Annotated in this window: 12 protein-coding genes; 8 read left to right on the plus strand and 4 right to left on the minus strand. The window is 72.3% G+C overall.

The annotated features are described in order from the left end of the window. Positions 1 to 295 precede the first annotated feature (295 nt). From dnaK to NR111_RS12220, 7 genes are all read left to right on the plus strand, one after another. Positions 296 to 2,149 (plus strand): molecular chaperone DnaK, encoded by a 1,854-nt coding sequence (gene dnaK, locus NR111_RS12190; RefSeq protein WP_256820911.1) that lies wholly within the window; start codon positions 296 to 298, stop codon positions 2,147 to 2,149. Then, a complete protein-coding gene (gene grpE, locus NR111_RS12195; RefSeq protein WP_253002514.1) occupies positions 2,146 to 2,763 on the plus strand; it encodes a nucleotide exchange factor GrpE in 618 nt (205 codons plus the stop codon). The genes dnaK and grpE overlap by 4 nt, the downstream gene beginning before the upstream one ends. Before the next feature lie 160 nt (positions 2,764 to 2,923). After that, the gene (gene dnaJ / locus NR111_RS12200; RefSeq protein ID WP_120286435.1) at positions 2,924 to 4,105 is read left to right on the plus strand and encodes a molecular chaperone DnaJ; all 1,182 of its coding nucleotides are present in this window, start codon (positions 2,924 to 2,926) and stop codon (positions 4,103 to 4,105) included. After that, positions 4,102 to 4,539: a heat shock protein transcriptional repressor HspR gene (locus NR111_RS12205; RefSeq protein ID WP_120286434.1), complete on the plus strand. Its 438-nt coding sequence runs from the start codon at positions 4,102 to 4,104 to the stop codon at positions 4,537 to 4,539. Before dnaJ ends, NR111_RS12205 begins: the two co-directional genes overlap by 4 nt. Positions 4,540 to 4,593: 54 nt before the next feature. Then, positions 4,594 to 7,242, plus strand: a complete 2,649-nt coding sequence (locus tag NR111_RS12210; protein ID WP_256820912.1) for an AMP-binding protein — start codon at positions 4,594 to 4,596, stop codon at positions 7,240 to 7,242. A gap of 108 nt (positions 7,243 to 7,350) precedes the next feature. Next, positions 7,351 to 8,205: a nitrilase-related carbon-nitrogen hydrolase gene (locus NR111_RS12215; protein ID WP_256820913.1), complete on the plus strand. Its 855-nt coding sequence runs from the start codon at positions 7,351 to 7,353 to the stop codon at positions 8,203 to 8,205. After that, positions 8,202 to 9,323, plus strand: coding sequence for a hypothetical protein (locus NR111_RS12220; RefSeq protein WP_256820914.1), 1,122 nt, complete (start codon positions 8,202 to 8,204; stop codon positions 9,321 to 9,323). The genes NR111_RS12215 and NR111_RS12220 overlap by 4 nt, the downstream gene beginning before the upstream one ends. 121 nt (positions 9,324 to 9,444) lie before the next feature. Here the strand turns inward: NR111_RS12220 and NR111_RS12225 are convergent, their stop codons facing one another. Then, the gene (locus tag NR111_RS12225) at positions 9,445 to 10,749 is read right to left on the minus strand and encodes an FAD-binding oxidoreductase (protein WP_256820915.1); all 1,305 of its coding nucleotides are present in this window, start codon (positions 10,747 to 10,749) and stop codon (positions 9,445 to 9,447) included. Positions 10,750 to 10,908: 159 nt separating this feature from the next. After that, the gene (locus NR111_RS12230) at positions 10,909 to 11,604 is read right to left on the minus strand and encodes a hypothetical protein (RefSeq protein WP_096906707.1); all 696 of its coding nucleotides are present in this window, start codon (positions 11,602 to 11,604) and stop codon (positions 10,909 to 10,911) included. Positions 11,605 to 11,736: 132 nt separating this feature from the next. On the opposite strand from NR111_RS12230, the gene NR111_RS12235 reads away from it, so the two are divergent. Then, positions 11,737 to 12,810, plus strand: a complete 1,074-nt coding sequence (locus NR111_RS12235) for a DUF368 domain-containing protein (RefSeq protein ID WP_253002508.1) — start codon at positions 11,737 to 11,739, stop codon at positions 12,808 to 12,810. 52 nt (positions 12,811 to 12,862) lie between these two features. On the opposite strand, the gene NR111_RS12240 is transcribed toward NR111_RS12235, so the two are convergent. Further along, entirely contained in the window at positions 12,863 to 13,846 is a 984-nt protein-coding gene (locus NR111_RS12240) for an SRPBCC family protein (RefSeq protein WP_256820916.1), read from the minus strand. Between the two features lie 39 nt (positions 13,847 to 13,885). Beyond that, positions 13,886 to 14,248, minus strand: a complete 363-nt coding sequence (locus NR111_RS12245) for a metalloregulator ArsR/SmtB family transcription factor (RefSeq protein ID WP_256820917.1) — start codon at positions 14,246 to 14,248, stop codon at positions 13,886 to 13,888. Positions 14,249 to 14,275: the final 27 nt, after the last annotated feature.

Consider the following 14,275-nt stretch of genomic DNA (forward strand, 5'->3'; position numbering starts at 1 on the left):
CCCGCACCTTCCCCTTCCCATGCGAAGAGCGCTCCGAGCCGCACCGCCGAGAGGCGGTGGCCGGGGCGCTCTTCTCGTTGTTGAGCCCGCTGGGCTCAATGAATAGTGTGAGTTGCGCCACCGCCGGAATGGATCCGGCAGGGCGGGGGTTATACGGGGCGACAAACCTCAGCGGGACAGGCTCAACTCAGGTTGACGCGGCAGACCACCGGCAGGCAGGGTGGAGCCATCGATCCGAGCCTTGAGCCGGGTCCGCTTAGAGAGAACCCGTACACGTCAGTAGAAGGAGAACATCATGGGACGTGCAGTAGGCATCGACCTCGGCACCACCAACTCGGCCGTCGCGGTCCTCGAGGGCGGCGACGCCACGGTCATCGCCAACGCCGAGGGCGCGCGCACGACCCCGTCGGTCGTCGCGTTCGCCAAGAACGGCGAGGTCCTCGTCGGCCAGCCGGCGAAGAACCAGGCGGTCACCAACGTCGACCGCACCATCCGCTCGGTCAAGCGCCACATCGGCACGGACTGGAAGTCGGACTCGATCGACGACAAGACCTACACGCCGCAGGAGATCAGCGCCCGCACGCTGCAGAAGCTCAAGCGCGACGCCGAGTCCTACCTCGGTGAGGACGTCACCGACGCCGTCATCACCGTTCCGGCCTACTTCAACGACGCCCAGCGTCAGGCCACCAAGGACGCCGGTCAGATCGCGGGCCTCAACGTCCTGCGCATCGTCAACGAGCCCACCGCGGCCGCCCTGGCCTACGGCCTCGACAAGGGCGACAAGGAGCAGACCATCCTGGTCTTCGACCTCGGTGGCGGCACCTTCGACGTCTCCCTCCTCGACATCGGCGACGGCGTCGTGGAGGTCCGCGCGACCTCCGGTGACAACCACCTCGGTGGCGACGACTGGGACCAGCGGATCGTCAACTGGCTCGTCGACAAGTTCAAGGCGCAGAACGGCATCGACCTGACCAAGGACAAGATGGCCCTGCAGCGCCTGCGCGAGGCGGCGGAGAAGGCCAAGATCGAGCTGTCCAGCGGGCAGTCCACCTCGATCAACCTCCCGTACATCACCGTCGACGCGGACAAGAACCCGCTCTTCCTGGACGAGACGCTCTCGCGCGCCGAGTTCCAGAAGATCACGCAGGACCTGCTCGATCGCTGCCGCAACCCGTTCCAGGCCGTGATCAAGGACGCCGGCATCTCGGTCGGCTCCATCGACCACGTCGTGCTGGTCGGCGGTTCGACCCGTATGCCCGCCGTGACCGACCTGGTCAAGGAGCTCACCGGCGGCAAGGAGCCCAACAAGGGCGTCAACCCGGACGAGGTCGTGGCCGTGGGTGCCGCGCTGCAGGCCGGCGTGCTCCGCGGTGAGGTCAAGGACGTCCTGCTGCTCGACGTGACCCCGCTGTCGCTGGGCATCGAGACCAAGGGTGGCGTGATGACCAAGCTCATCGAGCGCAACACCACGATCCCGACCAAGCGTTCGGAGACCTTCACGACCGCCGACGACAACCAGCCGTCCGTGCAGATCCAGGTCTTCCAGGGCGAGCGCGAGATGGCGGCGCAGAACAAGCTGCTCGGTTCGTTCGAGCTCGCCGGTATCGCCCCCGCGCCGCGTGGCGTGCCGCAGATCGAGGTCACCTTTGACATCGACGCCAACGGCATCGTCCACGTGACCGCCAAGGACAAGGGCACCGGCAAGGAGAACACGATCATCATCCAGGACGGCTCCGGCCTGTCCAAGGAGGAGATCGACCAGATGATCAAGGACGCCGAGGAGCACGCCGCCGAGGACCACAAGCGTCGCGAGGAGGCGGACGCCCGCAACCAGGCCGAGTCCACGATCTACCAGACGGAGAAGTTCGTCTCGGAGAACGAGGACAAGATCCCGGCCGACAAGAAGGAGTCGCTCCAGGCCGCGATCGCCGACGCCAAGACCGCCCTCGAGGGCTCGGACGTCGACGCCATCAAGTCCGCGGTCGAGAAGGTCAACACCGAGGCGCAGGCCGTCGGCCAGGCCATCTACGAGGCCTCCGCGGCCGAGGGTGCCGAGGCCGGCGACGCGTCGGGTGCGGGCTCGGCCGACGACGACGTGGTCGATGCCGAGGTGGTTGACGAGGACGAGTCGAAGGGTGAGTCCAAGTGACCCGCCCCGAGCAGACCGACGCCTCCGAGAAGGCGGCGTGGGCCGGCGCTGACGACGAGGCCGAGCAGGCCGCCGAGGCGGTCGAGGCCGAGATCGTCGACGACGCCCCGCCGTCGACCGACAGCGACGCCGACGGCACCGCAGCCGATGCCGCTGACGCGGGGGGCGCCCCGACCGGGGACGTTCCCGCGGACGATCCGGCCGCCGCGCTGCAGGCGCAGCTCGACGAGCGGACCGCGGACCTGCAGCGGGTGTCGGCGGAGTTCGCCAACTACCGGCGCCGCGTCGAACGTGACCGCCAATCGATCATCGACACCGCCAAGGGCTCGGTCCTCACCGAGCTGCTGGGTATCGTCGACGACCTCGACCGGGCCGAGGCGCACGGCGACCTCGCCGAGGGGCCGCTCAAGGTCTTCGCCGACAAGGTCCGCGCGCTACTGGCATCCCAGGGTGTCGAGTCCTTCGGCAACGAGGGCGATCCGTTCGACCCGGCCCTCCACGAGGCCGTGCAGGACGAATCCGAGGGATCCGAGCCCGTGCTGGGGACGGTCCTGCGCAAAGGCTACCGCCACGGTGAGCGGACCCTGCGGACGGCGATGGTCAGCGTCCGCTGAGCCCACCGGCTCATCACCCCGGCGTGCGGGGGCGTCCCGATGATCTCGGGACGCACCCGCACGCCGACCCACCCCGGATGTGCCGGGGAACTGAGAGAATTCGTAGACCCGAACACTGCAATAAGAAGAAGAACTGCAACAAGAAGAAGGGAGGCGTCTGGTGAGTCAGCGCGAATGGGTCGAGAAGGACTACTACGCCGAACTGGGCGTCTCCAAGTCCGCCACCCAGGACGAGATCCGCAAGGCCTACCGCAAGCTAGCGCGGGAGAACCACCCGGACTCCAACCCGGGCAACGCGGCCGCGGAGGACAAGTTCAAGCGGATCAGCGAGGCCAACGACGTCATCGGCGATCCCGCCCGGCGCAAGGAGTACGACGCCTTCCGCGACCAGGTCACCTCCGGCGGGTTCAGCGGCTTCGCCCCGGGCGGCGGGGGCCGGTACACCGCCTCCGGCGGTGACTTCGACATCAACGACCTCTTCGGTGGCGGCGGGCCCGCCGGCGGCGCCGGGGGATTCTCGGACCTGTTCGGCGGCCTGTTCAACCAGGCCCGCCCGGGTGGCGGCGGGGCCGGCCGCGGCCGGGCACAGCGCCCGCGGGGCGGCCAGGACGTCGAGACCGCCCTGACCCTGTCCTTCCGTGAGGCCGCCCTCGGCGAGACGGTCCAGATCAAACTCTCCTCCGCCTCGCCGTGTCTGATCTGCCACGGCAGTGGCGCGAAGCCGGGGACCAGCCCCAAGGTGTGCGGCACCTGCCATGGTGCGGGCGTCACCCAGCGCACCCAGGGGGCCTTCGGCTTCGCCGAGCCCTGCACCGACTGCGGCGGCACCGGGTCCAAGATCGATGACCCGTGCACCGAGTGCGCGGGCAGCGGCGTCACGGACCGCACCCGCACCATCAACGTCAAGGTCCCGGCCGGCGTCTCCGACGGCCAGCGCATCCGGCTCTCCGGGCAGGGTGAGGCGGGCTTCCGCGGGGCACCGTCGGGCGACCTGTACGTGACGGTCACCGTTCAGAAGGACCAGGTGTTCGACCGCGACGGGGCCGACCTGCTCGTCGACCTGCCGGTGTCCTACCCGGAGTTGGTCCGCGGCGCCCAGGTGTCGGTACCCACGCTCACCGGGCGGGTGACCGTCAAGATCCCCGCCGGCTCCCGCGACGGACAGATCCTTCGGGTGCGTGGCCGGGGTATCGCACGCAAGTCCGGAACCGGTGACCTCAAGGTCACCCTCCGGGTGGCCACGCCCCCCGCCGGGATGGCCGAAGCCGAGCTCGCCGCCTATGACGACGCGTTGCGCGCCGCCGGCTTCGATCCGCGGTCGGGCTGGGCCGGGTCGGCATGAGCCCCCGGCGGGACGTCGGGGAGCTGGGGCCCGACGACAGCGTCCTGGTGATCTCGGTGGCCGCCGAACTGTCCGGGCTGCACGCCCAGACCCTGCGAACCTACGACCGCCTCGGGATCGTCACCCCCGAGCGCACCAGCGGCGGTGGGCGACGCTACTCGCTGCGGGACGTGGCACTGCTCCGCGAGGTCCAGCGCCTCAGCCAGGAGGAGGGCGTCAACCTCGCCGGCATCAAGCGGATAATCGAGCTGACCAATCAGGTCGACGCCCTGCGCAGCCGCGTGTCAGAACTGGTCGAGGAGGTCGCCGAACTTCGTCGCCGTTCTGGGTCCTCCGGCCGGGCGGGCGGTGAACTCGTCCACGTGCCCCGCTCGACGTCGGTGGTCGTGTGGCGGCCCCGTCACCAGCGGGAGACGGGCCGCCGCGACGGCTGATGACCGGATCCGCCCGACTTTCATAGCGAAGCCTCACCTAATATAGTTCGGCGCGTGACCGTCGCACGTACGCATCAGGGGCAGGCTCCGCCCGGCCTGTTCGACGAGTCCGCCGGGCGCGGCACCGCGGTCGCCGTGGTGACCGACGAGGCGGAGTACACCTACTCCGCGCTCTCCCGGATGAGCGCCGAGCGCGCCGCCGAATACCCGCCCGTGACGACCGGTCGTCGCCTGATCGGCCTGGTGGCAACGAACACCATCGAGTTCCTCGTGGACTATCTCGCCGCCCACTCCGCCGGCCACGTCGCGCTCCTCCTGCCGCCGGACGGCGCGGCCACCGACAACCTCCTCGCGGCGTGGCACCCCGACGTTGTCGCGGGGGACGGCCGACCCCTCCCGGCCGGGGTGCTCACGGCGCCGCCGCGGCACGACCTGCATCCCGACCTCGCACTGCTCCTGAGCACCTCCGGGTCCACGGGCGCACCCAAGCTCGTCCGGCAGTCCCGGCGGGCGGTGCTGGCCAACGCGCGGTCGATCGTGGACTACCTGGGCATCGTGCCGGGGGACCGGGCGATCACCACCCTGCCGCCGCACTACTGCTACGGCCTGTCCGTCCTGCACAGTCACCTGCTGGCCGGCGCGTCCGTGGTGCTCAACTCCGACTCCGTCTCCGCACCGGCGTTCTGGGACCGGGCGGAGGCCGGGCAGGTGACGACGTTCGCCGCCGTCCCGCACACGGTCGAACTCCTCGAGCGCGTCGGTCTCGACCGGCTGGACCGCCTCACCCGCCTGCGCTACCTCACCCAGGCGGGCGGGCGCCTCGCGCCGGAGGCGGTGCGTCGCCTGGCCGCGCACCTGGAAGCACGCGGGGCAGAACTGGTCGTGATGTACGGCCAGACCGAGGCGACCGCGCGTATGGCGTACCTCCCCCCTCACCTCGCGCGGACCCGTGCGGGGGCCATCGGGATCGCGATCCCCGGCGGCTCCTTCCGCGTCGACCGTCCGCGGGGAACCGATCCCGACGCCCCCGGTGAACTGGTGTACCGCGGCCCCAACGTGATGATGGGGTACGCCCGCACCTCGGCCGACCTCGCCCGCGGGCCCGAACTGGACGAGCTGCGGACCGGGGACCTCGCCCGCATCGCCGACGACGGCCTCGTGGAGATCGTCGGGCGGATGGGGCGCGAGACCAAGATCTTCGGACACCGGATCGACCTGGGTCGGGTGGAATCGACCCTGGCGGACGGCGGGTTCGACGCCTGGTGCGTCGGGGAGCCCGACCGGTTGGTCGTGGTCACCCGCGAGCGCTCGCAGGCCCTCGCCACCGCCGCCGCGACGGCCTCGGGACTGCCCACCTCGGCGGTCGAGCAGGTCGTCGTCGTCGACCCTCCCCGCACTCCCGCCGGCAAGGTCGACCAGGCCGCACTCCGTGCACTCGTCGCCGACCGCGCGCGGACGGGCGCCGGGGCGGGCGCCGACGCGCCCAGTACGCTCGTGGCCCATGCGCTCGGCCTGGACTCCTGCCCGCCGGACGCCACGTTCGTCGACCTCGGCGGGGACTCCCTGACCTACGTGGTGCTCTCGACCCGGCTCGAGGAGCGGGTGCCCGGCCTACCCCGCGACTGGCACCTGCGCCCACTGGGGGAGCTCGACACCCGCGCTGCCGGACCGCGTCCCCCGGCGGCCTCCCGCTGGACCCCCTGGCGGGCGTGGGCCCGCGTCGACACCTCGGTGGTGCTGCGCGCCCTGTTCATCCTCACGATCGTGGGCGGGCACACCCGGGCGTTCGCGGTTTACGGCGGCGCCCACGTCCTGGTGGCTCTGACCGGCTACTCCCTGGCCCGCTTCCGGCTGCACTCCGCCAGCGCCCGCGAGCGGGCCCGGGGCGTGCTCACGACGGTCGGGAGGATCGCGGTCCCCGCCGTGGTGTGGCTGCTGCTCGTTACCCCCCTGACCAGTCGCTACCACTGGTACTCGCCGCTGCTGGCCACCCACTTCCTGGGTCCCCGCTCCTGGTCCGACGACCGGTGGTGGAACCCGTGGCAGATGTGGTTCGTCGAGGCGACGGTCTACCTGCTTCTCGGCGTGGCCGCGCTCATGGCTATTCCCGCGGTCAGCAGGCTCGACAGGCGGTGGCCGTTCGCGCTGCCCGCCACGCTGGTGGGGCTCGGACTGCTCGTGCGCTACGCGGTCATCGATCTCGGCGGCGGGCCCCTGGTGTGGTACTCGGCGCCGGCGGTGCTGTGGCTGTTCGCGCTCGGCTGGGCCGTGGCGCGGGCCGAACCCGGGGGGTCCGGACCGGGCGGGCCGGGCGGATCGGGCGGGCACCGGGCAGCGCTCACCGCGATGTGGGCGCGGCTCGCCTGCTCCGCGGTCGCGCTCGTGTGCGTGCCGGGCTGGTTCGGCGACCCCGGGCGGGAGGTGGTGATCGTGGCCGGGATCCTCGCCCTGATCTGGATCCCCGTCGTCCGGCTGCCCCGGCCGGTGGTCCGGGTGGTGACCCCCCTCGCGGCGGCCTCGCTCTTCATCTACCTCACCCACTTCCTCGTCTATCCGCCGATCCGGGACGCGGGCCACCCGTGGCTCTCGTGGGTCGCCTCGCTCGCGGTGGGGGTGTGCGTGTGGTGGCTGTGGGAGCGCGGTGTCGGGATCGCGCGACGGGTCCCCGCCCGGGGCGGGGACGCCGACCCCGCACGCGGGTAGCGTCGGGGAGACGAACGACCAGGATCGGTCGGCCGCCCGGTCATCCCGTGGCCGAAACCCCGTACCCGAGACCCCGTAGCCGACCCCTGCCGACGAGGAGGACGACCCGTGCGCATCGCCGCCGCCCAGATCCTGACCGGACGCGACCCGCAGGACAACCTTCGGCTGGTCCGCGAGTCGGTCGCCGAGGCCGCCGCGCAGGGGGCCCGGATCGTGGTGTTCCCCGAGGCCACCATGCGGGCGTTCGGTGCGGGCCGGCTGGACGAGATCGCCGAACCCCTCGACGGCCCGTGGGCGACCTCGGTGGCTGAATCGGCTCGTGAGCACGGTGTTCTCGTCGTCGTAGGCATGTTCACGCCCGGGCAGGGCGGTCGCGTCCGCAACACCCTCCTGGTGACCGGCCCGGCCGGCGACGCCGGCGGCGGGCCGGACCGCGACCTCCACCTGGGCTACGACAAGATCCACCTGTTCGACGCGTTCGGGTTCGCCGAGTCCGACACCGTCGAGCCGGGCGACGCCACGTACGTGGTGACGGTCGACGGCGTGGGCGTGGGTTTGAGTGTCTGCTACGACATCCGCTTCCCGGGCCAGTACACGGCGCTCGCCACCGCCGGCGCCCGGATCACCCTGTGCAGCGCCTCGTGGGGTGCGGGCGAGGGGAAGGTCGACCAGTGGCGGTTGCTCGCCCGCGCCCGCGCGCTCGACTCGACCACGTTCCTGTTCGCCGTCGGGCAGGCCGATCCCGAGGTGGAGGGCATGGAGGTCAAGCCCGGCGCCCCCACCGGCGTCGGTCACTCGATGCTCGTCGGCCCGGACGGGACCGTGCGCGCCGAGGCGGGCGCCGGATCGGAGCTACTGGTGGTGGATGTCGACGACGACGAGGTCACCGGTATCCGGAAGGTGATCCCGGTGCTCGCCAACGGACGGGTCACGGAGCGCTCCGGCGGGGAGGTCCCGCGGTGACCGGGCCGCACGGCCCGGACCGGGGCGAGGGCCCCGCTGATTCCGAGCGCCCGGGCGACGACGCTGTCACCGAGCCGAATCCGGCCGTCGAGCCGGGTGCCGACCCGCCGACGCAGCAACTCCCGCCCACCGACCCGCCGACCGAGCACCTCCCGCCGGTCGGCTCGGGGGAGGGCAGCACGGCGTGGTCGCAGTACCCGGAGGACGGCGGAGCCGCGGCCGCGGGTGGGGCTGCCGGCGCGGCCGGCGGCGCCGGGGCGTTCGGCGCGGCCGCCGGGGCCGGGGTGTCCGGGGTTGGTCCCGGCACGTCCGGCTATCCGACCGCCGCGGGCGTCCCCGACCCCGGCCACGCCGCCGGGGACGTGCCGCCTCCTGGGGACGTCCCGCCTCCGGACGACGGCGACGCCTGGGACGACGGTGGCGGTGACGGCGGGTCCACGCCGTGGATGATCGCCGCCATCCTGCTCGCGGTCGCATTGGTGGCGGCGCTGGTGGTGTGGCTGGTCTCCGCGACCGGCGGCGACGAGGACCCGGTCGCCATCCCCACCACGACGACGCAGACCACCACCTCGCAGACCACCCGGACCACGCCGCCGACGACGCAGCCCACGACGACCGGCCCGCCGAGTCCGGCCGAACGCTGTAGCCCGGGTTTCGTGGCCGATGAGCTGGGCAGCGGCACGACCGTGCGGGAATGCGACGAGCGGTTCCTGCTGGTCACCCGCGACGACGGGGAGATCGAGCTGCTCTCGTGGCGCGACGACGACTGGGAGTTCCTGGCCGAGCCCACCTCGGACGTGTGCCGCGAGCAACTCGAGCAGCTGGGCGTCCCCGACCGGTTCCGCCGCGTGTTCCAGCCGTGCGAGGCGCCCACCAGCACCACCACCTCGCAGACCAGTCCCACCACCACGACGGGGGCGACCACCTCCACTCCGCAGACCAGCACCGAGACCCCCGTCCCGCCAGCGGGTGAGCCCCAGGCCGGCGACGACGACGAGGGTGGGGGCGGCGCGGACGGCGGTACCGCAGCCGGCTACGGCGGTGACACGACCGACGACCCCGACGAGGGCGCGCCCGGCGCCGGCGAGGACGCCGACACCGTCGCGGCGGCGCGCTGATCCGGCCGCCGCGGCGCTTTCCCGCATCGACAAGACAGTTCCGCACACCCGCTCTCGGGCGTCGTGTGCGGAACTGTCTTCTGGATGGCGACGTGGGTGGCTGCGCCGCGCGGCGGGATTGTCAGGGGCGGTCGAAGCTGATGTTCTCCCGCGGGGTGCCCGCCGCGACCAGCCCGCGCACCGTCGCGCGCAGCATCTCGGGTGAGCCCGAGACGATGACCTGCCGGTCGGCCCACGACCCCCACTGCGTGACCGCCCGGACCAGGGTCCCGGTCTGCCGACGGTGCAGCGTGCGGGGCAGGTCCTGCCGCGGACCGGCCCACCAGGGGTCCTCGTCCTCCTCGGCGACGGGCTGGATCGTCAACCACGGGGCGGTGGCGGCGAGGTCGACCAACGTCGGCAGGTCGTAGAGATCGCCGGGGAAGCGGGCCCCGTAGAACAGGTGGACGCGCGGGTTGTCGGCGTGGCGCATCATGTCCAGCAGCAGGCACCGCAGGGGCGCGATCCCGGTGCCGCCGGCGATCATGAGCACGTCCCGGGTCGGCTCGGACCGGTCGACCTCGAGCATCCCCAGGGGACGGGCGAGCACCCAACGGTCACCGACGCCGACGCTGCGGACCAGTGAGCCGCTGAGCGCGCCGCCGGGCACGTCGCGGACGTGGAACTCGATCTGCCCGGCCGGGTTGGACGGGATCGACGGGCTGAGCCGCCGCCACACGCCGGGCGCGTAGGGCGTGAGCACGCTGAGGTACTGCCCCGGGTGGTAGTCGACCATCACGTCGCTGATGAGCCGCACCACCACGACGTCCCGGGTGGGTCGCAGGATCTCCACCACGGTCGCGCCGACGCGCGCGGGGCCCTCGTCGACGGCGGCGCCCTGTTGCAGCGCGGTCGAGAGCACCCGGTAGGCGGTGCCCAGGGTGGTCTCCAGCCGGTCGTCCCAGGCGCGTCCGGCGAGGTGCCGCAGGGTGTGGGCCAGGGCTTCCCCGAAGCGCCGGTGATGCCCGGGCGTCAGTTCGAGTTTGCGGTGATCGGCGCCCAGGTGGCGGGCGAACTCGACGACCTCATCGACCTTGGCACGGTCGCCGCGCGCGTACTCGGTGGTCTCGAACGCCCACCGCATCGCCCGCGCGAAGTCCCGGAGTACCGGCGTGGCGTCGCGGGGGAACAGTTCACGGAAGTCGGGGTCGGCCGCGCGCAGCGCCCGGGCGAACAGCTCCGGGAACCGCTCGTCGACCAACAGGTCCCTCAGGACCAGCAGCGGCGGGGTCTGCGCCTCGACGGGCACCGGCTGCTCGAGCGGCTCGGCCAACGGGTCGACAGGCGTACCGAGGAACGGGTCGAGGTCGATGCCCTCCACGAGGCGCTCCACCTCGGAGGCGCGGAACGGTTCGTCACCATGGTCCGGTCCGGGGCCGTTGCTCACCGTTGCACGCCTCCCGTCTCGTCGTCGTCGCTGTCCCCACCCTATCCGCGCGCCCGGCACCCCCGCCGGGAGTGCGCGCGACCCCGGCCCGCCTTCGCGCTTGGCGCCCTCCCCGCCCGGCGCTGCTCACCGACCTCGCTGCTCACCGACCTGGGCTGTTCACCGACCGAGGGTGATGTCGACGCCCGCGCGCAGTTCGCCCTCGGTGTAGGTCAGCTGGCCGCGGCCGGGCAGCTCGACCATGTAGAACGAGCCGCCGGCGGGGACGTCGGGGAACTCGAAGGTGAAGGTGCACGAGGACAGGTCGCCGCCGGAGTAGACGAGCATGGCGGTGCCGATCTGCGCGGCGCCGCTGTCGATGAGCGTGATGGTGGTGCCCTCGCCGATGTCGGACAGGGTGATGGGCAGGTCGCAGCCGGTGCGGTCGCCGGAGACCGGTTCCGCGGGGGTCGAGACGACGGTGAACGTGCCGTCGACCGTGAACGATCCGGACCCCGGTGCCCGCTCGGCCGGGGGGAGGACCTGCGGGAAGGGGCCGCGCGACGGGTCGGTACCGCGGCCGGGGTCGGATCCGGGGCCGAGGAAGACCACGCCCAGGACCACGACGACGACGAGGGCCGCCACCCCGATGATCGCCGCGGCCGCCGCGGTGCCGGGAGGGCGGCCCTCCGCGGGGGCCCAGGCGGGCGGTGGGCCGTCGCCGGGGCGGCCATCGGGGGCCGGGGGCGGGTACGCGGAGCCCGGATCAGGGGCAGGAGAGCTCGGATCCGGCCCGGGGACGGGGGAGGGCAACGGCTGCGGCGGGTCGCCGTACCGGTAGGTGCCGTCGGGCAGCGGGGGGTAGTGCATCGGCATGTCCCGACCTCCCACGCCGGCCCGGGGGCACGTCGCCGGATGACGTGCCGCTGGACTGTCGAGCCTAGTCATCCCCCCGCGCTCCGGGTGCGTCGCTTGGATCGAGGGGCGTGGTTCGGGGAAGCTGTAACGATGACTGCCGATTCGTCGAGGCCCTCCCGCGACCCCCACGGCCCGGCCGGGTCCGTCCACGATCCGGTCCGGTCCGTCCACGACCCGGTCGACGACGCCGATCTCGACCCCGGCACGCCGGTGCCGGTCCGGCCCGGACCGTTGGGGATGGCCGGCAACGTCGTCCGCGGCGCGCTCATCGGGATGGCCGAGCTCGTGCCCGGCGTCTCCGGCGGAACGGTGGCGCTGGTGACCGGCGTCTATCCGCGCCTGTTGGACTCCGGGGCGCACGTCGTGGACGGCCTGCGCTCGGCCGCCCTCGGGCCGGAGCGTCGGGCCCGCACCCGCGCGGCGTTCCGGCACGTCGACTGGTGGCTGCTGCTGCCGCTGGCGCTGGGCATGCTCGTCATGGTCTTCACCATGGCCGGTGTGCTCAAGGGCTTCGTCGAGGGCAGTCCCGAGATCGCCCGCGGGCTGTTCCTCGGCATGGTCGCCGCCAGCATCGCCGTGCCGCTGGGGATGGCGCGGTCCACCCCGGGTGGGCGCAACTGGGTGCTGGGCCTGATCTTCGTCCTCGGTGCCGCGTTCGCGTTCGTCCTGTCCGGGCTGCCGAGCGGCTCGATCAGTGACCCCTCCTACCTGCTGGTGTTCGTCGCGGCGGCGGTGGCGATCTGCGCCCTGGTCCTGCCCGGCGTCTCGGGGTCCTACCTGTTGCTGGCGATGGGGCTCTACGCCCCGACCCTCGGTGCCGTCGACGACCGGAACTTCGCCTACCTCGGCGTGTTCGCCCTGGGCGCGCTCGTCGGGATCTCCCTCTTCGTCAAGGTCCTCGACCGCCTGCTCGAGGACTTCCGCAAGCCCACCCTGGTGGCCATGGCCGGGCTCATGCTGGGGTCACTGCGCGCGCTGTGGCCGTGGCAGACCGAGGAGGCCGAGGTCCTGGCCCCCGGCGCAAACTGGCCGACGGTCCTGGCCGCCGTGGCCGCCGGCATCGTCGTGGTGCTGATCGTGCTGGCCGTCGAGCGGGTGTTCGCGGACAAGACCGCCACCACCGACCCCGACCCGCGGACCTCCGCACTCGAGGACCGCGGGTAGGCCATAGCCGGTCGGGCGGCGGGCGGCGCGGCCGTGATCTGCGCAGCCGTGGTCAGGGGCTGGTCAGCACCTCCGCCTCCAGCCGGCGGTAGCCGGCCTCCATCCCGTCGACCATGCCGGTGCCGAGGATCGTCTCGCGCAGGTCGGCGCTGTCGTAGGTGATGACGAGCGTCATGAGGCTCCCGTCCTCGACGGCCGTGAGGGTCTGCTCGTTGCGCGTCGGCGGTGCGTCGACGCCCTCCATCGTCTCGGTGAAGACCTCCCGGTGGGGTGGGTCGGTCTCCAGGAGCTGCCCGGTGAGGGCGAACGCCTCGCCCTCGACCCCGTCGTCGGGGGCCCACTCGAAGCGGGTGGTCTCGCCGGGCGCCGGGGCGACCCGGCAGTCGACCAGCGCCCAGCCGTCGGGTCCGTGGAACCACCGGTTCAGCAGCTCCGGCTCGTGGTGGGCGTCCCAGACCTGCCGGGGCGTGCCGTGCAGGATCCGGGTGACGCGCACGGTCCGCTCGTCGAGGAGTTGCGACTGCGTGCCGGTGTCGGCGGCGAAGGTGGAGTCGTCGGTGACCACGGCCTCGATCTGGCCCATCGCCTCGCGGGTCCCTTCCTCCATGCCCATCTCGATGAGCTGCTCGAGCTCGGCCAGGCTGGTGAAGTAGGTGGTGGTCTCGAGGCGGGAGCCGGTGTCCGTCTCGCCGAACGTGAACACCGCCCGCATGGTGGGCAGGTCGGTGTTAGGCCGGCCGTCGTCGTGGCTGAATCCGTCGAGCACCTCGAACGACCGGCACTCGTCCACCGACAGGTACTCCCAGTACCCGCACGCGCGGCTCCCGTCCGGGCCGGTCATGTAGTAGTCCGACCGGCCGCCGGGGAACACGTCGTGCCGGGTGAAGGTGGCCGGCCACGTGGGCGGCCCCCAGAACTTCTCGAGCTGGCGCGGATCGACGTACGCGTCCCACAGCCGACGGACCGGCACCGGGAACTCCGCGGTGATGGTCAGGGTCAGCCGGTCGAGGTCTCTGTCTACCGATATCACAGGCATGGCCTGCCTCTTTCCTCGTGTGTCTCCTGCGGTGACGGGTCAGTCCTCGGCGAGGAGGGCGTCGAGTCTGCCGACGCGTGCTCGCCAGATGTCCGCGTAGGCGTCGAGGAGCCGCTGGGCTCCCCGGATCGCCCGGAGGTCTCCCCGGATCCTGCGTTCTCGGCCGATCCGATGGCCGGTGATCAGTCCTGCCTCCTCCAGTACGTTGACGTGTTTGCGGACGGCAGCGAACGACATGTCGTAGCGGTCCGCGAGCTCGGAGACGGTGGATTCGCCGGCCAGGGTGCGCCGGAGGATGTCCCGCCTGGTCGCGTCGGCCAGGGCCCGGAAGATCCGGTCCACCTCGTCGTCGCTGTAGTCCGGACCGCCGGGGTCCACCTCGAGTGCCCGATATGAAACCATGTGGTATCACGATAGGCGGGTGGGCGA

This window comes from Dietzia sp. Die43 (assembly GCF_024519835.1).
GTDB lineage: Bacteria > Actinomycetota > Actinomycetes > Mycobacteriales > Mycobacteriaceae > Dietzia > Dietzia kunjamensis.